The 20770-nt window shown below is 65.3% G+C and carries 15 protein-coding genes and 2 pseudogenes; 12 read left to right on the top strand and 5 right to left on the bottom strand.

Annotation, left to right across the window (positions count from 1 at the left end):
* Positions 1-20: 20 nt before the first annotated feature.
* From hslV to ACM0M4_RS28280, 4 genes are all read right to left on the bottom strand, one after another.
* Entirely contained in the window at positions 21-554 is a 534-nt protein-coding gene (gene hslV, locus ACM0M4_RS28295; RefSeq protein WP_003095852.1) for an ATP-dependent protease subunit HslV, read from the bottom strand.
* Between the two features lie 118 nt (positions 555-672).
* Positions 673-1368, bottom strand: coding sequence for an SPOR domain-containing protein (locus ACM0M4_RS28290; protein WP_003095850.1), 696 nt, complete (start codon positions 1366-1368; stop codon positions 673-675).
* 34 nt (positions 1369-1402) lie between these two features.
* Complete coding sequence (gene argS, locus ACM0M4_RS28285) at positions 1403-3166, bottom strand: arginine--tRNA ligase (RefSeq protein ID WP_054376168.1); 1764 nt, start codon at positions 3164-3166, stop codon at positions 1403-1405.
* A gap of 248 nt (positions 3167-3414) precedes the next feature.
* Positions 3415-5634 (bottom strand): primosomal protein N', encoded by a 2220-nt coding sequence (locus tag ACM0M4_RS28280; RefSeq protein WP_003095847.1) that lies wholly within the window; start codon positions 5632-5634, stop codon positions 3415-3417.
* A gap of 175 nt (positions 5635-5809) precedes the next feature.
* Here ACM0M4_RS28280 and rpmE point away from each other — a divergent pair, with 175 nt between their 5' ends.
* The 4 genes from rpmE (at position 5810) to ACM0M4_RS28260 (ending at position 9659) form a co-directional block, all read left to right on the top strand.
* Positions 5810-6025 carry a 50S ribosomal protein L31 gene (gene rpmE, locus ACM0M4_RS28275; protein ID WP_003095846.1) on the top strand — a complete coding sequence of 72 codons (216 nt, stop codon included), beginning with the start codon at positions 5810-5812 and terminating at the stop codon, positions 6023-6025.
* Between the two features lie 59 nt (positions 6026-6084).
* On the top strand, positions 6085-6852 hold the full coding sequence (locus tag ACM0M4_RS28270; protein WP_003103280.1) for a thermonuclease family protein: 768 nt from the start codon (positions 6085-6087) through the stop codon (positions 6850-6852).
* Positions 6849-8288, top strand: a complete 1440-nt coding sequence (locus tag ACM0M4_RS28265; protein ID WP_003095844.1) for a M48 family metalloprotease — start codon at positions 6849-6851, stop codon at positions 8286-8288. The genes ACM0M4_RS28270 and ACM0M4_RS28265 overlap by 4 nt, the downstream gene beginning before the upstream one ends.
* A 102-nt stretch (positions 8289-8390) precedes the next feature.
* Positions 8391-9659: a malic enzyme gene (locus tag ACM0M4_RS28260; RefSeq protein ID WP_003095842.1), complete on the top strand. Its 1269-nt coding sequence runs from the start codon at positions 8391-8393 to the stop codon at positions 9657-9659.
* A 95-nt stretch (positions 9660-9754) separates the two neighbouring features.
* Here ACM0M4_RS28260 and ACM0M4_RS28255 read toward each other — a convergent pair.
* Positions 9755-12228 (bottom strand): annotated as a pseudogene (locus ACM0M4_RS28255) (penicillin-binding protein 1A).
* Positions 12229-12412: 184 nt separating this feature from the next.
* On the opposite strand from ACM0M4_RS28255, the gene pilM reads away from it, so the two are divergent.
* The 8 genes and pseudogenes from pilM (at position 12413) to ACM0M4_RS28215 (ending at position 20737) form a co-directional block, all read left to right on the top strand.
* Positions 12413-13477, top strand: coding sequence for a type IV pilus assembly protein PilM (gene pilM, locus ACM0M4_RS28250; RefSeq protein ID WP_003110888.1), 1065 nt, complete (start codon positions 12413-12415; stop codon positions 13475-13477).
* Positions 13477-14073 (top strand): type 4a pilus biogenesis protein PilN, encoded by a 597-nt coding sequence (pilN, locus tag ACM0M4_RS28245; protein WP_003095839.1) that lies wholly within the window; start codon positions 13477-13479, stop codon positions 14071-14073. The genes pilM and pilN overlap by 1 nt, the downstream gene beginning before the upstream one ends.
* Entirely contained in the window at positions 14070-14693 is a 624-nt protein-coding gene (gene pilO / locus ACM0M4_RS28240) for a type 4a pilus biogenesis protein PilO (RefSeq protein ID WP_003103268.1), read from the top strand. The genes pilN and pilO overlap by 4 nt, the downstream gene beginning before the upstream one ends.
* On the top strand, positions 14690-15214 hold the full coding sequence (pilP, locus tag ACM0M4_RS28235) for a type 4a pilus biogenesis lipoprotein PilP (RefSeq protein WP_003095836.1): 525 nt from the start codon (positions 14690-14692) through the stop codon (positions 15212-15214). Before pilO ends, pilP begins: the two co-directional genes overlap by 4 nt.
* Positions 15215-15267: 53 nt before the next feature.
* Positions 15268-17395, top strand: a pseudogene (gene pilQ, locus ACM0M4_RS28230) (type 4a pilus secretin PilQ).
* An 11-nt stretch (positions 17396-17406) separates the two neighbouring features.
* Complete coding sequence (gene aroK / locus ACM0M4_RS28225) at positions 17407-17925, top strand: shikimate kinase AroK (RefSeq protein WP_003095833.1); 519 nt, start codon at positions 17407-17409, stop codon at positions 17923-17925.
* Between the two features lie 49 nt (positions 17926-17974).
* Positions 17975-19081: a 3-dehydroquinate synthase gene (gene aroB / locus ACM0M4_RS28220; protein WP_028681386.1), complete on the top strand. Its 1107-nt coding sequence runs from the start codon at positions 17975-17977 to the stop codon at positions 19079-19081.
* 6 nt (positions 19082-19087) lie between these two features.
* Positions 19088-20737: an AAA family ATPase gene (locus ACM0M4_RS28215; RefSeq protein ID WP_023104793.1), complete on the top strand. Its 1650-nt coding sequence runs from the start codon at positions 19088-19090 to the stop codon at positions 20735-20737.
* Positions 20738-20770 lie beyond the last annotated feature (33 nt).

The following is a 20770-nucleotide window of genomic DNA, read 5'->3' as shown; positions in this document are numbered from 1 at the left end:
TCCAGCGGGGGACGAGCGCTTCAGACGGCGCTGTCCAGCTCCTCGATGGTCAGGTTCTGGTTGGTGAAGACGCAGATCGAGCCGGCGATGTTCAGCGCGGTCTCGGCGACTTCCCGAGCGCTCAGCTCGGCGTTGTGCTGCAGCAGGGCCAGGGCCGCGGCCTGGGCGAAGCCGCCGCCGGAGCCCATGGCGATCAGGCCGTGTTCGGGTTCGACCACGTCGCCGTTGCCGGTGATGATCAGCGAGGCATCCTTGTTGGCGACCGCGAGCATGGCTTCGAGGCGGCTCAGGGAGCGGTCGGTGCGCCAGTCCTTGGCCAGTTCGACGGCGGCGCGGACCAGGTGCCCCTGGTGTTTCTCCAGTTGCTGCTCGAAGCGCTCGAACAGGGTGAAGGCATCGGCGGTGGCGCCGGCGAAACCGGCCAGTACCTGACCGTGATACAGGCGCCGGACCTTCTTGGCGTTGCCTTTCATCACGGTGTTGCCCAGGGAAACCTGGCCGTCGCCGCCCATGACGACTTTGCCGTTGCGGCGGACAGATACGATGGTGGTCAAGGGGGAAATCTCCACACTGCGGGGCCGAATGCCCGGAATGCTGGGAGATATAGGGGCGATCCGCGGCTTTTCAACCGCACGCACCGCCGTGCGTCGGAACGCACGGCGTGGCCCGCGTTCAGCGGGCCTTGCGTTGCTGTAACAGCAGGTTGCTGAAGCCGTTGGAGGACAGTGTCTTCTGCGCCTGGGACAACTGGTCGCGGCTGTTGAACGGGCCGACCATCACCCGGTACCAGGTCTCGTCGCGGACGTTGCCGGCCTCGACGTTCACCGACTGCCCGAGCAGGATGATCTGCGCGCGCACGCGGTCGGCGTCGGACTGCTTGCGGAACGAGCCGGCCTGCAGGAAGAACTGCGTGCTGGCGGCGACCACCGCTTTCGGCAGCGGCGGTGGCACCTGCCCGGCGAGTGCGGCCTTGGCCCGCGCTTCGTCGGCCTTGGCCAGCTCGGCGGGGGTGGGCGGCGGCGGGGCCTTCTCCGGTACCGCTTCCGGCGGCACCACGACCTCGGACTCCGGCAGCAGGGTGTAGAACTCGTACTTCGGCTTGGCCTGGGCCGGCGTCTGCGTTTGTGCGGGCTGCTGGGCCTGGCCGTTCTGCTGCGGCTGCTTGCCCTGCACGGCGGCCGGGCGCTGGGCGTCCGGGCGTTCGCGCTGGACGTCCTTGCGCCCGGGTTCGAGCTTCATCAGGAACATGATGAAGCCGCCGATGGCCAGGCCGGCGACCAGCCAGACCCAGCCGGGAACGCCGTTCTTCGCGGCGGGCGCCTGGTAGCGGCTGGCGCCGCGCTTGGGGGCGGGTTTCTTCTTTGCCATGGGGGTTCCCGGACTCCTGTTCGGGCGGGTTCGATTACATGCGTTCCAGAGTCTTCAGACCGAGCAGCTCCAGGCCCTGTTCCAGGGTACGGCCGGTCAGCGCGGCGAGACGCAGGCGGCTGTCCTTCTGCGCCGGGTCCTCGGCGGTGAGGATCGGGCAATGCTCGTAGAAGCTGGAGAACAGCCCGGCCAACTCGTACAGGTAGGCGCAGAGCAGGTGCGGCACGCCCTTGAGCGCGACGTTGTTGATCAGGTCGCCGAACTGCGCCAGCTGTGCGGCCAGGGCCAGCTCCTGGGGCTGCTCGAGGACGATCTTCCCGCCCAGTTGCTCGCGGCCCTGGCCGAGCTTGCGGAAGACGCTGGCCACGCGGGTGCAGGCGTAGAGCAGGTAGGGTGCGGTGTTGCCTTCGAAGCTCAGCATCAGTTCGAAGTTGAAGCTGTAGTCGCTGGTGCGGTGCTTGGACAGGTCGGCGTACTTCACCGAGTCGATCCCCACCACCCGGCCGATCTCGCGCAGCTGGACCTCGTCGAACGGCTCCTCGCCACGCTCGGCGCGCTGCTCGTTGCGTTCCTTGACCAGCGTATAGGCGCGGCTCTCGGCCTCTTCCAGCAGGTCGATCAGCTTCACCGTACCGCCGTCGCGGGTCTTGAACGGACGGCCGTCGGCGCCGTTCATGGTGCCGAAGCCCATATGCTCCAGCTCCATGCCGGCCGGAACGAAACCGGCGCGCCGCGCCACTTCGAAGACCTGCTGGAAGTGCAGGGCCTGGCGCTGGTCGACGAAGTACAGCACGCGGTCGGCGTGCAGCACGTTGTGCCGATAACGCATGGCGGCGAGGTCGGTGGTGGCGTAGAGGTAGCCGCCGCCGGCCTTCTGCACGATCACCGGGAGCGGATTGCCCTCGGCGTTCTTGAACTCTTCGAGGAAGACGCACAACGCGCCGTTGTCTTCGGTGAGCAGGCCCTTGGCGGTCAGGTCGGCGACCACCTGGGCGAGGTCGTCGTTGTAGGCGCTCTCGCCCATGACGTCGGCCATGCTCAGCTTCACGCCGAGACGGTCGTAGACCTTCTGGCAGTGCGACAGGGAAATCTCGTTGAAGCGGGTCCACAGGCGCAGGCAGTCGGGGTCGCCGGCCTGCAGCTTGACTACCAGTTCGCGGGCGCGGTCGGCGAATTCGGGAGACTCGTCGAAGCGTTTCTTCGCCGCGCGGTAGAAGACCTCCAGGTCGTGCAGCTCGGCCTCGGCGTCGACCGGTTGCTCTTCCAGGTAGGCGAGCAGCATGCCGAACTGGGTGCCCCAGTCGCCGACATGGTTCTGCCGGATCACCGTGTCGCCGAGGAACTCGAGGACGCGCGCGACGGCGTCGCCGATGATGGTCGAGCGCAGGTGGCCGACGTGCATTTCCTTGGCCAGGTTCGGCGAGGACAGGTCGATCACCACGCGCTGCGCCGGGCCTGCCTTGCGCACGCCGAGACGTTCGTCGGCGAGGGCGCGGTCGAGGCTGGCGGCGAGCCAGACGTGATCCTGGAAGAAGTTGAGGAAGCCGGGGCCGGCGATCTCCACCTTGGCCAGTTGCTCGTGGGCGGGGATTGCCTCGACCAGCCTGGCGGCCAGGTCGCGCGGCTTCATCCCGGCCGGCTTGGCCAGCATCATGGCGATGTTGCTGGCGAAATCGCCGTGGCTACGGTCCTTGGTGTTCTCCACCTGGATGTCCGGGGTCAGGCCGGCGGGCAGGGTGCCGTCCACGGTCAGTTGGTCGAGGGCTTGCTGGATCAGCTGGCGAATCGTGTCTTTCATCGTTTTCTCCGTGCTCGCGGGCAGAGGGGCGGCGCGCGACGGTCGGACAGGGGAAGGGCCGGCGGATGCGGCGCTCCGAAGTTCACTCCCCGCGATGTGCGCGGGGTGGCCGGTCGAGGCTCAGAACCGCGCATTATCCGTGGGCGGACAGGCGTTGCCAACCGTTGCGGCGATTAGCCGACAGTTTGCGCCGGACATCGCGGATTCCGGCTGACCCCAGTCAAGCGGGGCGTCTTCCTGGAAGGCGCTCAGAACAGGTCGATCGGATCGATATCGAGCGACCAGCGCACCTGGCGCCCGCCGGGCAACTGTTCGAGGCTCTGCAGCCAGGGCGTCAGCAGGCGATGCAGCGGCGCCCGGCTCATGCACTGCAGCAGCAGTTGCGCGCGGTGCTTGCCGGCACGCCGCTCCATGGGCGCGGGCACCGGCCCGAGCAGTTCCACCTCCGGTCCGCCCATCTGCTCGAGCAATTGCTCGGCGGCACTGCAGGCGCTGTCGAGGAAGGCTTCCGCCTGGCCCGGCTTGTGCGCTTCGGCGCGCAGCAGGGCGAGGTGGGCGAAGGGCGGCAGGCCGGCGGCGCGGCGTTCGCTGAGGGCCTGTTCGGCAAAGGCGAAGTAGCCGTCCTCGGTGAGCTGGACCAGCAGCGGGTGATCGGCCAGGTGGGTCTGGATCAGTACCCGCCCGGGCTCCTCGGCGCGTCCTGCGCGGCCGGCGACCTGGACGATCTGCTGGGCCATGCGTTCGCTGGCGCGGAAGTCGGCGGAAAACAGGCCGCCATCGGCATCGAGGATCGCCACCAGGGTGACCCGTGGGAAGTGGTGCCCCTTGGCGAGCATCTGGGTGCCGACCAGGATGCATGGCTCACCGCTGTTGATGGTGGCGAAGAGGTCGCGCATGGCGTGCTTGCGTGAGGTGCTGTCGCGGTCGATGCGCAGCACCGGATGGTTCGGGAAGAGAATCCGCAGGCGTTCCTCGGCGCGCTCGGTGCCGGCGCCTAGCGGACGCAGGTCGAGCTTGCCGCATTGCGGGCAGTTCATCGGCGGCCGCTGGCGGTGGTCGCAGTGGTGGCAGCGCAACTCGCCGCTGCCCTGGTGCACGGTCATCCGCGCGTCGCAGCGCGGGCATTGGCTGATCCAGCCGCAGTCGTGGCAAAGCAGGGTCGGAGCGAAGCCGCGGCGATTGAGGAATACCAGGACCTGCTGGCCGGCCGCCAGGGTATCGCCGATGGCCTGTTGCAGCGGACGGGAAAGGCCGGCGTCGAGCGGCATGCTCTTCACGTCGAGGCGGATGAACTTCGGCGGGTGCGCGCCACCGGCGCGCTGGGTCAGGCGCAGCAGGCCGTAGCGGCCGGCCTGGGCGTTGTGCAGGCTTTCCAGGGCGGGCGTGGCCGAACCGAGCAGGATCGGCACGTTCTCCAGGCGCGCGCGTACCAGTGCCAGGTCGCGGGCGTGGTAGCGCAGGCCGTCCTGCTGTTTATAGGAGGCGTCGTGTTCCTCGTCGACGATGATCAGTCCCGGCCGCTTCAGCGGCGTGAACAGTGCCGAGCGGGTGCCGATGACGATGTCGGCCTCGCCATCCCGGGCGGCGAGCCAGGCATCGAGGCGCTCGCGGTCGGTCAGGGCCGAATGCAGCAGGGCGATGCGCGCGTTGAAGCGGCGTTCGAAACGCGCCAGGGTCTGCGGGCCCAGGTTGATCTCGGGAATCAGCACCAGGGCCTGGCGGCCTGCGGCCAGGGTTTCGCGGATCAGTTGCAGGTAGACCTCGGTCTTGCCGCTGCCGGTGACCCCGGCCAGCAGGAAGCAATGGAAACCGCCGTGGCTGGCGCGAACCGCCTCGAAGGCGGCGCGCTGCTCGGGGTTCAGCGGCAACTCCGCCTGGGCCAGCCAGCCGCCTTCGCGCGGCGGGGTGCTGTGGCGCCGCACCTCCAGTTCGACCAGGCCTTTTTCCTTGAGCAGGTCGAGGCTGTCCTTGTTTATTTCCAATTGGTTCAGCAACTCATGGGAAACCCCGTGCGGATGCTGCTTGAGAATCGCCAGGGCCTGGCGCTGGCGCGGCGCCCGGGCCAGGCGCGGATCGTCGAGGCTGGATTGCGCGGTGGCATGCCAGAAGCGCTGCTGGCGCGCCTCGGCCGGCTCGCCCTGGCGCAACAGGTTGGGCAGCGCCCAGGACAGGGTGTCGCCGAGGCTGTGCTGGTAGTACTGGGCGGTCCAGCGACAGAGTTCGAGCAGGTGCGCCGGCATCGGCGGCTTGGCGTCGAGTACCCTGAGGGCAGGCTTGAGCTTGTCTTCGGGTACTTCGGAACGGTCCGTCACCTCTATCAGAACGCCAACCAGCTCCCGGCGCCCGAACGGCAGCAGCAGGCGAATCCCCGGCTGTAGGGCGCTGCGCGGAATGCCGCGGGGCGCGCGGTAGTCGAACAGGCGGCGGAGTGGCGAAGGCAGGGCTAGGCGTAGGATCAGGTCTGACACTCAGCGGCTTCCGGGGATGAAGGAAACGAGGACTGGGCCGGCGATGTTAGCAGACGACCGGCGGGCGGGGTCGCTTGCATAGATGAATCGGTCTGGTATGATCCACGCCCTTAATTACGTGCGGTGCCTGGTAAACGCGCTGGGTGGCGGCACACAACGCCTCGAGGATTGAATCATGAAAGCGGACATCCATCCGACTTACGAAGCTATCGAAGCTACCTGCAGCTGCGGTAACGTCATCAAGACCCGTTCCACCCTGTGCAAGCCGATCCACCTGGACGTGTGCTCCGAATGCCACCCGTTCTACACCGGCAAGCAGAAGGTGCTGGACACCGGCGGCCGTATCGACCGCTTCAAGCAGCGTTTCGGCGTATTCGGCGCCACCAAGTAAGCCGCTTGCCGCGAACGCGCGCAATGCTACTTGTCGCTGTACCGAGAAAGGCGTCCCTGGTGGGCGCCTTTTTCATGTCCGTGGTTTCCGCCTTCGCCGGTGCGGCGGAGGCCTGCCGGCCTACCGGCGCCTTGCAGAACGTCGAGGTGGCGCGGGTGGTGGACGGCGATACCGTGCGCCTGCGCGATGGCCGCAGCGTGCGGCTGATCGGTATCAACGCGCCTGAGCTGGCGCACAACGGTCGCACCACCGAGCCCTTCGCCGAAGCCGCGAAGCAGCGACTGCAGGCGCTGGTATCGGCCAGCGACGGGCGTCTCGCCCTGCAGCCGGGCCGCCAGGCCCGCGATCACTACGGGCGGACCCTGGCGCACCTGTTCGATGCCAGCGGCGCCAACCTCGAGGCGCGCCTGCTCGGCGAGGGCCTGGGCTACCTGGTGGCGGTCGCGCCGAACACCGAGCTGACGGCCTGTCAGCAAGCGGCGGAACGTGCAGCGCGTTCGGCTAATCTGGGTGTATGGAAGCGTTCGCCGGTGCTTTCGCTCGATCGACTGGCGCAGAGCGGCTTCGCCGTGGTCCGCGGGCGGGTGCTCGAGGTCGAACGCAACCGGGGCGGTATCTGGCTGGAGATGGACGGTCCGCTGGTCCTGCGGATCGAGCCGAAGGTGCTCAAGGCGTTCGATGCGAAACGGGTGATGCAGATGGCGGGACGTTCGCTGGAAGTGCGTGGCTGGGTGGTCGATCGTTCCCGCCGTGGCGCTGTGCCGGCCGGCAAGGCGCGCTGGCAGATGTCGGTGACCGATCCGGCGATGCTGGAATGGTTGCCATGAAGACCGCCTGGCTCCTGCTGCTGTTGCTGGGAGTCGGCGCGCTGGGCGGCTGCGCGGTGAACCCGGCCACCGGCAAGAGCGATTTCGTGATGATGAGCGAGCAGCAGGAACTCGGCATGGGCGCTCGCTACAACCAGGAAATCCTCAAGCAGTTCCCCCGCTACAACGATGAAAAGCTCCAGGCCTACGTGCAACGGGTAGGCGAGCGGGTCGCCCGCAGCAGCCACCGCAGCAATCTGCAATATCATTTCACCGTCATCGATTCGCCGGACATCAACGCCTTCGCCCTGCCGGGCGGCTACATCTATATCCATCGCGGACTGATCGCCTACCTTGGCTCCGAGGCCGAACTGGCCGCGGTGCTCGGTCATGAGGTCGGCCACGTCACGGCGCGCCACAGCGTGCGCCAGCAGAGCCAGGCCAGCGCCTGGAACATCCTTGGCCAGGCGGTGGCGATCGGCACCGGGGTCGGTGCCGCCGGCGACCTGGCCAACGTGCTCGGCACGGCCTTCGTCCGCGGCTACGGGCGTGACATGGAACTGGAAGCCGATGGTCTCGGCGCTCAGTACCTGGCCCGCGCCGGCTACGATCCGACGGCGATGATCCAGGTGGTGCGGGTGCTGAAGAACCAGGAGGACTTCGCTCGCGAAGAGGCTGCGCGCAATGGCCAGGCGGTACAGGCCGGCGGCTACCACGGGTTGTTCGATACCCATCCGGACAACGACCGGCGTCTGCAGGAAGTGGTCGGCCCGGCCCGGCAACTGGCCAACGGACAGCAGGAAGTGGGGCGCGAGGTCTTTCTTCGCCATCTGGAAGGCATGCCGTTCGGCGACTCGGCATCGGCCGGGGTGCGTCGCGGGCAGAACTTCTACCATGCCGAGCTGGACTTCACCCTGAGCTATCCGGCGGGCTGGAAGATCCTCAACCAGCCCAGTGCCCTGCTTGGCTATCCGGCGGACGAGCAGTCGTTCATCGGCATGAAGCTGGTGCCCCATGATTCCCGCCTGACGCCCGCGGAGTTCCTGCGCAAGAACGCCGGGCAACGGCTGGCCCAGGAGGAGTCGCTGAAGCAGGCCGGGCTGAACGGCTACACGGCGGTGGTGCCAGGCAACCCGGCGCGACGGGTTGCTGTGATCTACCAGGGCGACCGCGCCTACCTGTTCGTCGGCGTGGTCAAGGTCGGTTCCCTGGAGACCCAGGACGACCGCTTCCTCAGCGTGATCCGCAGCTTCCGTCCGCTGCGCGACAAGGAGCGGGCCCTGGCGCAGCCGCGACGCCTGCACCTGGTGCAGGTCAAGGCGGGGCAGACGCTGGAGCAATTGGCGGCTGGCGGCGAGGGGTCATTGAGTGACTCCGTGGCTCGTCTGCGTCTGCTGAATGACCTTTATCCGAGCGGTGAACCCCGTCCGGGCGATTGGCTTAAAGTCGTACGCTAGAGGTCTTGACAGCCGGGTCCTGACGATCTTGTGGGGCGTCGTCTTCTTGCGTATGCTCGGTCGCCCCGTCTGTCCAACAAGCAATAAAGCGGAAGTGCCCAAATGTCCGATCTTAAAACCGCTGCCCTCGAATATCACGCACAACCCCGTCCGGGAAAACTGAGTGTCGAGCTGACCAAACCCACCGCTACCGCCCGGGACCTGTCCCTGGCCTACAGCCCGGGTGTCGCCGAGCCGGTGCGTGAAATCGCCCGCGATGCCGAGCTGGCCTACCAGTACACCGGCAAGGGCAACCTGGTGGCAGTGATTTCCGACGGCACCGCGATTCTCGGCCTGGGTAACCTCGGCCCGCTGGCCTCCAAGCCGGTGATGGAAGGCAAGGGTGTGCTGTTCAAGCGCTTCGCCGGCATCGACGTGTTCGACATCGAGGTCGACGCCGAGAGCCCGCAGGCTTTCATCGATACCGTCAAGCGTATTTCCATCACCTTCGGCGGTATCAACCTCGAGGACATCAAGGCTCCCGAGTGTTTCGAGATCGAGCGCGCGCTGATCGAACAGTGCGACATCCCGGTGTTCCACGATGACCAGCACGGCACCGCCATCGTGACCGCGGCGGGCATGCTCAACGCGCTGGAACTGGCCGGCAAGAAGCTGGAAGAAGCGAAGATCGTCTGCCTCGGCGCCGGCGCTGCCGCCATCTCCTGCATGAAGCTGCTGGTGAGCATGGGCGCCAAGGTCGAGAACATCTACATGATCGACCGCAAGGGCGTGATCCACGCCGGTCGCGACGACCTGAACCAGTACAAGTCGGTGTTTGCCACCGAGACCGACAAGCGCACCCTGGCCGACGCCCTGGAGGGCGCCGACGTGTTCGTCGGCCTGTCCGGCGCCAACCTGCTGGAGCCGGAAGACCTCAAGCGCATGGCGCCGAACCCGATCGTGTTCGCCTGCTCGAACCCGGACCCGGAGATCAAGCCGGAACTGGCCCATGCCACCCGTAACGACGTGATCATGGCTACCGGTCGTTCCGACTATCCGAACCAGGTCAACAACGTGCTCGGTTTCCCCTTCATCTTCCGTGGTGCCCTGGACGTACGTGCCACGCGCATCAACGAAGAGATGAAGATCGCCGCCGCCCTGGCCCTGCGCGACCTGGCCAAGCAGCCGGTCCCGGAGGACGTCTGCGCCGCCTACGGCGTGGACAAGCTGGAATTCGGCCGCGAGTACATCATTCCGAAGCCGATGGACAAGCGCCTGATCACCGTGGTTTCCGATGCCGTGGCCAAGGCTGCCATCGAGACCGGCGTGGCTACCCTGCCGTATCCGAAGAACTATCCGCTGAAATCGGTGGACGAAGTCTTCAACGGCTGATCGATCCGCCGGATAAAAAGAAACCCCGCCAAGGCGGGGTTTCTTTTTGCCTGCGCCTCGCGCTCCGTCGTCGTCGACGAAGCGCAGGCGCCGGTTCAGAACAGGTCGATCGGCGCGCGCCTTCGTCATCCGGCAGCGGGCTGCCAGGGAAGCTGCCCGGCGGCAGTTCGTTGACCGAGGGCGGGGTGTCCTCGTTCTTGAACATCTCGAAATAGGCGCCGGGAGTGCCCGGCGCGGCCGAACGGCCGGTTACCGGGTCGATGCGCAGGCTGACGATGCCTGGCGGCTCGGCCATGGTGTGCATCGGCTTGTCCTTGAGGGCGAAGCCCATGTACCTGATCCAGATCGGCAGCGCGACGGTACCGCCGTACTCGCGGCGACCCAGGGTCTCCGGCTGGTCGAAGCCGACCCAGACGCTGGTCACGTAGTCGGAGTTGTAGCCGGAGAACCAGCCATCCTTGGAATCGTTGGTGGTGCCGGTCTTGCCGGCCAGGTCGGTGCGCTTCAGCGCCAGGGCGCGGCGCCCGGTACCGCGCTTGATCACGTCCTGCAGCATGCTGGTCATGATATAGGCGGTACGGGCATCGATGATCCGTTCGGCCGGGGTCGGCTCGAAGGTGGTCTGGGCCTTGGCGGCGACTTGCTGGGCTTCGATCGAACCTTCGCCTTCGGCGCTCTCCGGATGCTCGGGGTCGCCAGGATTCCCGGCGTCTTCCGCATCCGGCGCAGCGACCTGTTCTTCCACCGGCACGCGGGGCGGATTGGCCTGGTACAGCACCTGTCCGTCGCGGCTCTCGATGCGTTCGATGACGTACGGATTGACCTTGTAGCCGCCGTTGGCGAATACGCTCCAGGCGCCGGCGATTTCCATCGGTGTGACTGTCGCGGTACCCAGGGCCAGGGAGAAGTTGCGCGGCAGTTCGTCGCGCTGGAAGCCGAACTTGGTGATGTAGCTGATTGCCCGCTCGATGCCCAGGCCCTGCAGGACGCGGATCGAGACCATGTTGCGGGACTTGTACAGGGCTTCGCGCAGCGGGATCGGGCCGAGGAAGGTGTTGGTGTCGTTCTTCGGTCGCCAGACCTTGTCCAGGTACTCGTCGACGAACACGATCGGCGCATCGTTGACCAGGCTGGCGGCGGTGAAACCATTGTCCAGGGCCGCGCTGTAGATGAACGGCTTGAAACTGGAGCCCGGCTGGCGCTTGGCTTGGATCGCGCGGTTGTAGTTGCTCTGCTCGAAGGAGAAGCCACCGACCAGCGAGCGGATCGCCCCGTCCTTCGGGTCAAGGGAGATCAGCGCGCTCTGTGCGGCGGGAATCTGTACGAAGCGCAGGGTGCCGTCTTCCTGGCGCTGCACGCGGATCTGGTCGCCGGCCTGGGCCACGTCGGCGGGCTGGCGCGGCATCGGGCCCATGCTGTTGTTGCTGAGGAAGGGGCGTGCCCATTTCATGCTGTCCCAGGTCACGGCTTCTTCCTTGCCGTCGCGGGTCATCACCATGATCCCGCTCTTTTCCACCTGGGTGACGATCGCCGGCTCCAGGCCGCCGATGCTGCGCTGCTGGCCCAGGTGCTTGAGCCAGGCGTCGCGGGTCTGGCCCGGCAGGCGGGTCTCCGGGCCGCGGTAGCCGTGGCGCTGGTCATAGTCGATGAGGCCGTCGCGGACCGATTGGCTGGCGGCGTTCTGCAGGTCGCTGCGGACCGTGGTGATGACCTTGTAGCCCTCGGTATAGGCCTCGCTGCCGTAGCGGCCGACCATCTCGGCACGGGCCATCTCGGCGATGTAGGGCGCATTCAGTTCGGGGGTCTGCACGTGGTAGGAGGCGTTGATCGGCTCCTCGACGGCGGCCTGGTAGCGTTGCTGGTCGATGAAGCCGAGCTTGAGCATGCGCTCGAGGATCCAGTTGCGCCGCTCCGTACTGCGGGTCGGGTTGACCAGCGGGTTGTAGCGCGAGGGCGCTTTCGGCAGGCCGGCGATCATCGCCATCTCGGCCAGGCTCAAGTCTTTGATCGGCTTGCCGTAATAGACCTGTGCGGCAGCCTCGATGCCATAGGCACGGTTGCCCAGGTAGATCTTGTTGACGTAGAGCTCGAGGATCTCGTCCTTGGTCAGCTGTCGCTCGATCTGCAGGGCCAGGAGGATTTCATTGATCTTTCGCGAGAAGCTTCTTTCATTGGTAAGGAAGTAGTTCTTCGCTACCTGCATGGTGATGGTGCTGCCGCCAGTCTGGATGTGACCGCTTTTCAATAATTGCGCGGCGGCGCGCATTAGGCTTTTCACATCGACGCCATAATGGTTGGCGAAATTGTCGTCCTCGGCGGACAGCAGGGCATGGATGAAGTCCTGCGGGATGTCGGCGAAGCGGATCGGCGTCCGGCGCATCTCGCCGAACTCGGAGATGAGCTTGCCGTCCTCGCTGTAGACCTTGAGGGGGATCTGCAGCTGGACGTTACGCAGAGCTTCCACCGAGGGCAGGCTGGGACTCAGATAGAGATAGGCGCCGCTGAAACTGAGCAGCACTCCACAAATCAGGGTGACGCAAGTCCACCACAGGAACTTCAGCAGGCGCATGGGTAGATTTGGATTTCCAGGAAAAAGAAAGAGTTAAGCGAATAGGACAGGAAAAAGGCAAAAGCTGTTCACATTATAAGCAATTTTTCTGTGACCTAGCCATTTGCCTGGCCTTCGGCTCTGGTATCTAATGTGAAAAAAGAAGAATCGTTCGTAAGTATTGAACGCTAATAGGGAATTGGTCGTGCTAGGGCTCATAAAGAAGAAAGCGAACACCTTGCTGGGGATCGACATCAGCTCGACCTCGGTAAAGCTCCTTGAGTTGAGCCGCTCCGGAGGCCGCTACAAAGTGGAGGCCTATGCCGTCGAGCCGCTTCCGCCGAATGCAGTCGTGGAAAAGAACATCGTCGAGCTGGAAGGGGTCGGCCAGGCGTTGTCACGGGTGCTGGTCAAGGCGAAAACCAACCTGAAGTCGGCCGTGGTCGCCGTCGCCGGTTCGGCGGTGATCACCAAGACCATCGAGATGGAGGCCGGGCTTTCCGAGGATGAACTGGAAAACCAGCTGAAGATCGAGGCCGACCAGTACATCCCCTATCCGCTGGAGGAAGTCGCCATCGACTTCGAGGTCCAGGGGCTCTCCGCGCGCAATCCCGAGCGCGTGGACGTACTCCTGGCCGCCTGTCGGAAAGAAAACGTCGAGGTTCGCGAAGCGGCCCTGGCGCTGGCCGGCCTGACCGCCAAGGTGGTCGACGTCGAGGCCTACGCGCTGGAGCGCTCCTATGCGCTGCTGAGCAGCCAGCTGGGTGCCGACACCGACCAGTTGACCGTGGCGGTAGTGGACATCGGCGCGACCATGACCACCCTGAGCGTCCTGCACAACGGACGCACCATCTATACCCGCGAACAGCTGTTCGGCGGTCGCCAGCTCACCGAGGAGATCCAGCGGCGTTACGGACTCTCGGTGGAGGAAGCCGGTCTCGCCAAGAAGCAGGGCGGTCTTCCGGATGACTACGACAGCGAAGTTCTGCGTCCGTTCAAGGACGCCGTGGTGCAGCAGGTTTCCCGCTCGCTGCAGTTCTTCTTCGCCGCCGGACAGTTCAACGACGTCGACTACATCGTCCTGGCGGGCGGTACGGCGTCTATCCAGGATCTCGATCGGTTGATCCAGCAGAAGATCGGCACCCCGACCCTGGTCGCCAACCCGTTCGCCGACATGGCGCTGAACGGCAAGGTGAATGCCGGCGCCCTGGCCAGCGACGCTCCGGCGTTGATGATCGCCTGCGGCCTGGCGTTGAGGAGTTTCGACTGATGGCACGGATCAACCTTCTACCCTGGCGCGAAGAGCTGCGCGAGCAGCGCAAGCAGCAGTTCCTGGTGATTCTTGGCGGCGTCCTGGTGGCATCGGCTGCGCTGGTATTCCTTGGCGACCAGTACTTCACCGCGGCCATCGAGAACCAGAACGCCCGCAACGACTTCCTGCGCAAGGAAATCGTCGTACTCGACGCCCGGATCAAGGAAATCAGCGAACTGAAGTCGCGGCGCCAGCAATTGCTCGAGCGGATGAAGATCATCCAGGACCTGCAGGGCAACCGTCCCATCATCGGACGGGTGTTCGACCAGCTCGTGCGGACCTTGCCCGACGGCGTGTATTTCACCGACCTGAAGATGACCGGCAAGAACATCGCCATCGCCGGCGCGGCCGAGTCCAACAACCGCGTTTCCAATCTCATGCGCAACATGGACGCGTCCGAGTGGCTGACCGCCCCGACCCTGAACGAGGTCAAGGCGGTGACCCAGGGCGCGGTGGACCAGGCCAACGTGTTCCAACTGACCGTGCAGCAGACGCAGCCCGGCGAGGAAGACGCCAAGGCGAAGCATGGGGTTGCGCAAGGAGCCAAGAAATGAGTCTGGCCAGTTCCCTGGAAAGTCTGCGCAAGATCGATATCAACGATCTCGACCTGAACAACATCGGTTCCTGGCCGGCGGCGGTCAAGGTCATCGTCTGCGTGCTGCTGACCGCGGCGGTCCTGGCGCTGGGCTACAACTTCCATCTGAGTGACATGCAGGCTCAGCTCGAACAGCAGGCCGCGGAAGAGGAGACGCTCAAGCAGCAGTTCTCCACCAAGGCCTTCCAGGCCGCGAACCTGGAAGCCTACAAGGCACAGATGAAGGAGATGGAAGAGTCCTTTGGCGCCTTGCTGCGGCAGTTGCCCAGCGACACCGAGGTACCCGGGCTGCTCGAGGACATCACTCGTACCGGCCTGGGCAGCGGCCTGGAGTTCGAGGAAATCAAGCTGCTTCCCGAGGTTGCCCAGCAGTTCTACATCGAGCTGCCGATCCAGATCAGCGTGGTCGGCGGCTACCACGACCTGGCGACCTTCGTCAGCGGCGTGTCCAGCCTGCCGCGGATCGTCACCCTGCATGACTTCGAGATCAAGCCGGTCGCGCCCGGCAGCACGTCCAAGCTGCGCATGAGCATCCTGGCCAAGACCTATCGCTACAACGACAAGGGGCTGAAGAAATGAGAGCCCGCCTGATTCTGAGCAGCCTGCTGCTCGCCAGCCTGGCCGGATGCGGCGGCGGTTCCGATTTCGCCGATCTGCAGTCCTACATGGACGAGGTTCGCGCCCGGCCCAAGGGCACCATCGAGCCGTTGCCGAAGTTCCAGCCGTACGAGGCCTTCACCTATAGCGCCGCGTCGCTACGCAGCCCGTTCCAGCCGCCGGTGAAGATCGACCTGACCGTGCGGCAGAAGGGCAACAAGGTGATCAAGCCCGACGAGACGCGGGTCAAGCAGTTCCTGGAAGGCTTCAACATCGAGACCTTCGAGATGGTCGGCACCCTGTCCAACGCCCAGGGCACCTTCGCCCTGGTGAAGGGCGCGGGTGGCGTGCACCGGGTGAGGGTCGGGGACTACCTGGGGCGCAACGACGGCAAGGTCGTCGGCATCAGCGAAGGAAAAATAGACGTGATCGAAATCGTTCCTGACGGAGAGGGGAACTGGCTGGAGCGTCCGCGCAGCCTGACTCTCAAGGAACGCTCCTGAGGGCGGGGAAAAACATGCATAACCAACAGCAGTCTGTACAACGGAGTCGGACGATGAACAGTGGCCTCTCGCGCCTCGGGATCGCTTTGCTGGCCGCCATGTTCGCGCCGGCATTGCTCGCCGCGGACCTGGAGAAACTCGACGTGGCGGCACGAGCTAAAGCTGCAGTTCGACGAGCCCGTCGCCGCGCCGCGTGGCTATACCATCGAGCAGCCGGCGCGAATCGCCCTCGATCTGCCGGGGGTACAGAACAAGCTCGGCACCAAGAACCGCGAGCTGAGCGTGGGCAATACGCGCAGCGTCACGGTGGTCGAGGCGAAGGATCGCACACGGTTGATCATCAACCTGACCACGTTGTCGTCCTACACCACCCGGGTGGAAGGCAACAACCTCTTCGTGGTGGTCGGCAATTCGCCGGCCGGCGCCAGCGTCGCTTCCACCGCTCCGGTCAAGGCAAGCCCGGCTCCGGCCAGCTATGCCCAGCCGATCAAGCCCAAGCCGTACGTGCCGGCGGGTCGTGCCATTCGCAACATCGATTTCCAGCGTGGCGAAAAGGGCGAGGGCAACGTGGTCATCGACCTGTCCGATCCGACCTTGAGCCCGGATATCCAGGAGCAGGGCGGCAAGATCCGCCTGGACTTCGCCAAGACCCAACTGCCGGATGCGCTGCGGGTTCGCCTGGACGTCAAGGACTTCGCCACGCCGGTGCAGTTCGTCAACGCCAGCGCGCAATCCGACCGTACCAGCATCACCATCGAGCCGAGCGGGCTCTACGACTATCTGGTCTACCAGACCGACAATCGCCTGACCGTCAGCATCAAGCCGATGACCACCGAAGACGCCGAGCGGCGCAAGAAGGACAATTTCGCCTATACCGGTGAGAAACTGTCGCTGAACTTCCAGGACATCGACGTGCGTTCGGTACTGCAGCTGATCGCCGACTTCACCGACCTGAACCTGGTGGCCTCGGATACCGTGCAGGGCAATATCACCCTGCGCCTGCAGAACGTGCCGTGGGACCAGGCGCTGGACCTGGTGCTGAAGACCAAGGGCCTGGACAAGCGCAAGCTCGGCAACGTGCTCCTGGTGGCCCCGGCCGACGAGATCGCCGCCCGTGAGCGCCAGGAGCTGGAAGCGCAGAAGCAGATCGCCGAGTTGGCGCCACTGCGTCGGGAACTGATCCAGGTGAACTACGCCAAGGCCGCGGACATCGCCAAGCTGTTCCAGTCGGTGACCAGCGATGGTGGCCAGGAAGGCAAGGAAGGTGGGCGCGGCTCGATCACCGTCGACGACCGCACCAACAGTATCATCGCCTATCAGCCCCAGGAGCGACTGGACGAACTGCGGCGGATCGTTTCGCAGCTGGATATTCCGGTGCGCCAGGTGATGATCGAGGCACGCATCGTCGAGGCCAACGTCGGTTACGACAAGAGTCTCGGTGTGCGCTGGGGCGGCGCTTATCACAAGGGCAACTGGAGCGGCTACGGCAAGGACGGCAATATCGGGATCAAGGACGAGGACGGCATGAACTGCGGCCCGATCGCCGGTAGCTGTACCTTCCCGACCACGGGTACCAGCAAGTCGCCGTCGCCGTTCGTCGACCTCGGTGCCAAGGATGCTACCTCCGGGATCGGCATCGGCTTCATCACCGACAACATCATCCTCGACCTGCAACTGTCGGCGATGGAAAAGACCGGCAACGGCGAGATCGTCTCCCAGCCCAAGGTCGTGACCTCGGACAAGGAAACCGCGAAGATCCTGAAGGGCTCGGAAGTCCCCTACCAGGAGGCCAGTTCCAGCGGCGCTACCAGCACCTCGTTCAAGGAAGCCGCGCTGTCCCTCGAGGTGACCCCGCAGATCACCCCGGACAACCGGATCATCGTCGAAGTCAAGGTGACCAAGGACGCGCCGGATTACCAGAATATGTTGAACGGCGTACCTCCTATCAACAAGAACGAGGTCAACGCCAAGATCCTGGTCAACGACGGCGAGACCATCGTCATCGGCGGCGTGTTCAGTAACGAGCAGAGCAAGTCGGTGGAGAAGGTACCCTTCCTCGGCGAACTGCCTTACCTCGGGCGGTTGTTCCGGCGAGATACCGTCACCGACCGGAAAAACGAACTTCTGGTTTTCCTGACACCGCGGATCATGAATAATCAGGCCATCGCAATCGGTCGCTGATATCGAACAACGTGGTCAACCTGATCCTCGTCGGCCCGATGGGTGCTGGAAAGAGCACCATCGGGCGCCTGCTCGCCAAGGAGCTGCATCTCGCGTTCAAGGACTCCGACAAGGAGATCGAACAGCGGTGCGGCGCGAATATCCCATGGATCTTCGATGTCGAGGGCGAGGTCGGTTTCCGCGAGCGCGAGCAGGCCATGCTCACCGAACTCTGCGCCGCCGACGGCATGGTGATCGCCACCGGCGGCGGGGCGGTGATGCGCGACGGTAACCGCCAGGTGCTGCGCGCCGGTGGCCGGGTTGTGTACCTGCATGCCTCGGTCGAGCACCAGATCGCGCGCACGGCGCGGGACCGCAACCGCCCCTTGTTGCAGAAGCCCAACCCGGGACAGATCCTCCGCGACCTGATGGCGCTGCGCGATCCGCTCTACCGCGAAATCGCCGATGTGGTGGTGGAGACCGACGAAAGGCCGCCGCGCCTGGTCGTCCAGGAAATTCTCGAACGCCTGCGCAAGTTGCCGCCCCGCTGAGGCGCGGCGAATTGCGTTATCCTATTGCCCTTTCCTGTCTGGGGGCCTCATGCGCACACTTCACGTCGATCTAGGCGAGCGTAGCTATCCCATTTACATCGGTGAAAACCTGCTGGGCGACGCCCGCTGGTTCGCGCCGCATATCGTCGGTCGCCGGGTCGCGGTGATCAGCAACGAAACGGTCGCTCCTCTCTATCTGGAAACCCTGCTCAAGGCACTGCAAGGCCATGAGGTCACCCCTGTGGTGCTGCCCGACGGCGAGGCCTACAAGCAGTGGGAAACCCTGCAACTGATCTTCGATGCCCTGCTGAAGGAGCGGCATGACCGCAAGACTACCCTGATCGCCCTGGGCGGCGGCGTCATCGGTGACATGGCCGGTTTCGCCGCGGCCTGCTACCAGCGTGGGGTCAACTTCATCCAGGTGCCGACCACCCTGTTGTCCCAGGTCGACTCCTCGGTGGGCGGCAAGACCGGGATCAACCATCCGTTGGGCAAGAATATGATCGGTGCGTTCTACCAGCCCCAGGCGGTGGTCATCGACACCGCGTCGCTGAAGACGCTGCCGTCCCGCGAGCTGTCCGCCGGGCTGGCGGAGGTGATCAAGTACGGTTTCATTTGCGACGAACCGTTCATCACCTGGCTGGAAGAGCACATGGATGCCTTGCTGGCACTGGAGCCGACCGTTGTCACCGAGGCCATCGAGCGCTCTTGCGCGGCGAAGGCCCGCGTGGTGGGCACCGACGAGCGCGAGTCGGGCGTGCGCGCCACGCTGAACCTCGGCCATACCTTCGGTCACGCGATCGAGACCCAGCAGGGTTACGGCGTCTGGTTGCACGGCGAAGCGGTAGGGGCGGGAACCGTGATGGCACTCGAGATGTCGCATCGGTTGGGTTGGCTGAGCGCCGCCGAGCGCGATCGCGGTACCCGCCTGCTGCGCCGGGCTGGCCTGCCCGTGGTACCGCCGGCCGAGATGACGGCGGAAGATTTTATGGAACACATGGCCGTCGACAAGAAAGTGCTCGATGGCCGCCTGCGTCTGGTTTTGCTGCAAGGACTGGGGAATGCCGTGGTCACCGGCGATTTTCCCCGTGAGATCTTGGACGCGACCCTGCGCACCGACTATCGGGCCTTGGCCGACCAGCTTGGAGATGAATGAGGTCCCATGACCAGCTTGCATGCCGATGAGGCCTTCCTGGGCCACTACCAATTCAGTCACGACCCGTTCGCGCCGCGCGTTCCGGGTTTCAAGTTCTTCCCGGCGCAGCGCAAGCCGGTGCTCGGCCAGTTGCACCATCTGGCCCGCTACAGCCAGCTCCTGCTGCTGGTCACCGGGCCCCTGGGCAGCGGCAAGACCCTGCTGCGCCAGGCGCTGGTGGCCAGCACCAACAAGGATGCGGTCCTTAGCGTGGTGATCTCGGCGCGCACCGCCGCCGACGAGACTTCGTTGCTGCGCCAGGTGGCGCAGGGCCTGAGCATCAACCAGGCGAGCCTGGAGGCGATCCTGACCAAGGTGGCGCAGCTGGCGATCACCGGGCAGGACGTCTACCTGATGGTGGACGATGCCGAACAGCTCCAGGACAGCGCGCTGGAAGTGCTGTTGCTGCTGGCTTCCGGCACCAACGAGGGACGCCTGCATGTATTCCTGTTCGGTGAGCCGTCGTTGCTGCCGCGCCTGGAGGTGTTTTCCGAGGGTGAGGAGCGCTTCCATGCCATCGAATTGCAGCCATACAGCGAAGAGGAAACCCGCGACTACCTGGCCCAGCGTCTCGAGGGCGCCGGGCAGGGCATCGAGCTGATTTCCAACGACCTGCTGGTGGACATCCACGAGCAGTCGGAAGGCTGGCCGGGAGCGATCAACCAGGTCGCCCGCGATGCCCTGATCGAAGCGATGCTGGCCAATCGTGGCGCAGCGCGCAAGGCAACCGGAGGGTCTTTCAACTTGCCCAAGAAGCATCTGGTGATTCTTGCGGTCGTGGCCATCGGCGTGATCGCCGCCTGGTTCATGCAAGGCAAGAGCAAGCCGGAGGCGCCGCAGACCGCCTCTACCGAATTGTCCATGAATGGCGCTACGCCGGCCCAGGCCCAGCAGCCGGGCAGCGGCCCGGCCGTGGAGTTCAACGGCTCCAGCCAGCCGTTGCCGCTACCGTTGGTCGGCGAGTCGCAGCCGGTCATTCGCGAGCCGCTGGCCCAGGCCGCCGGGCAAGGTGGCGACGACGAAGGCGGCCTGCCGTCCGCCGCGGTGCCGCCTACCGTTTCCAGCTCGGCTCCTCCGGTGACGCCGCTGGCCAACAACGGCGTCACGCCGATGCATCCGGTGCCGCCGGCGCCGACCGAACCGACCGCGCCTGCGGCGACCCCGACTCCGGCGCAGACCCCGGCACCGGCCGCGCCGGTCGCCAGCGCCCCGGCCAGCAAGCCGGCCCCGGCTCCGGCCAAGCCGGCGGCGAGCAAGCCGGCCACCACCGCCGCGGCGAAGCCGGCCCCGGCTCCGGCCGCCAAGCCGGCCAGCGGTGGCGGTGCGGGAAGTCAGTGGTATCGCAACCAGTCTGGTGGTAACTTCGCCCTGCAGATCCTCGGTACCGGCTCCGAAGCCAATGCCCAGGCGTTCATTCGCCAGCAGGGCGGCGGCGATTTCCGCTACTTCAAGAAAACCCTGCAAGGCAAGCCGTTCTACGTCGTCACCTATGGCAGCTTCCCGAACCGTGCCGCCGCCCTGGCCGCAGTGAAAAAACTGCCGTCCAAGGTGCAGGCCGGCAAGCCGTGGCCGCGTACCTTCGCCAGCATCCAGCAGGAGATCGGCCAGGCGCATTGATCCGACCTGCCGTCGCCTCTTGACGAAACTCGC

This window comes from Pseudomonas sp. 18-147, from assembly GCF_051048045.1.
Lineage (GTDB): Bacteria > Pseudomonadota > Gammaproteobacteria > Pseudomonadales > Pseudomonadaceae > Pseudomonas > Pseudomonas aeruginosa.
This window is presented reverse-complemented; position numbering and strand designations above follow the sequence as displayed.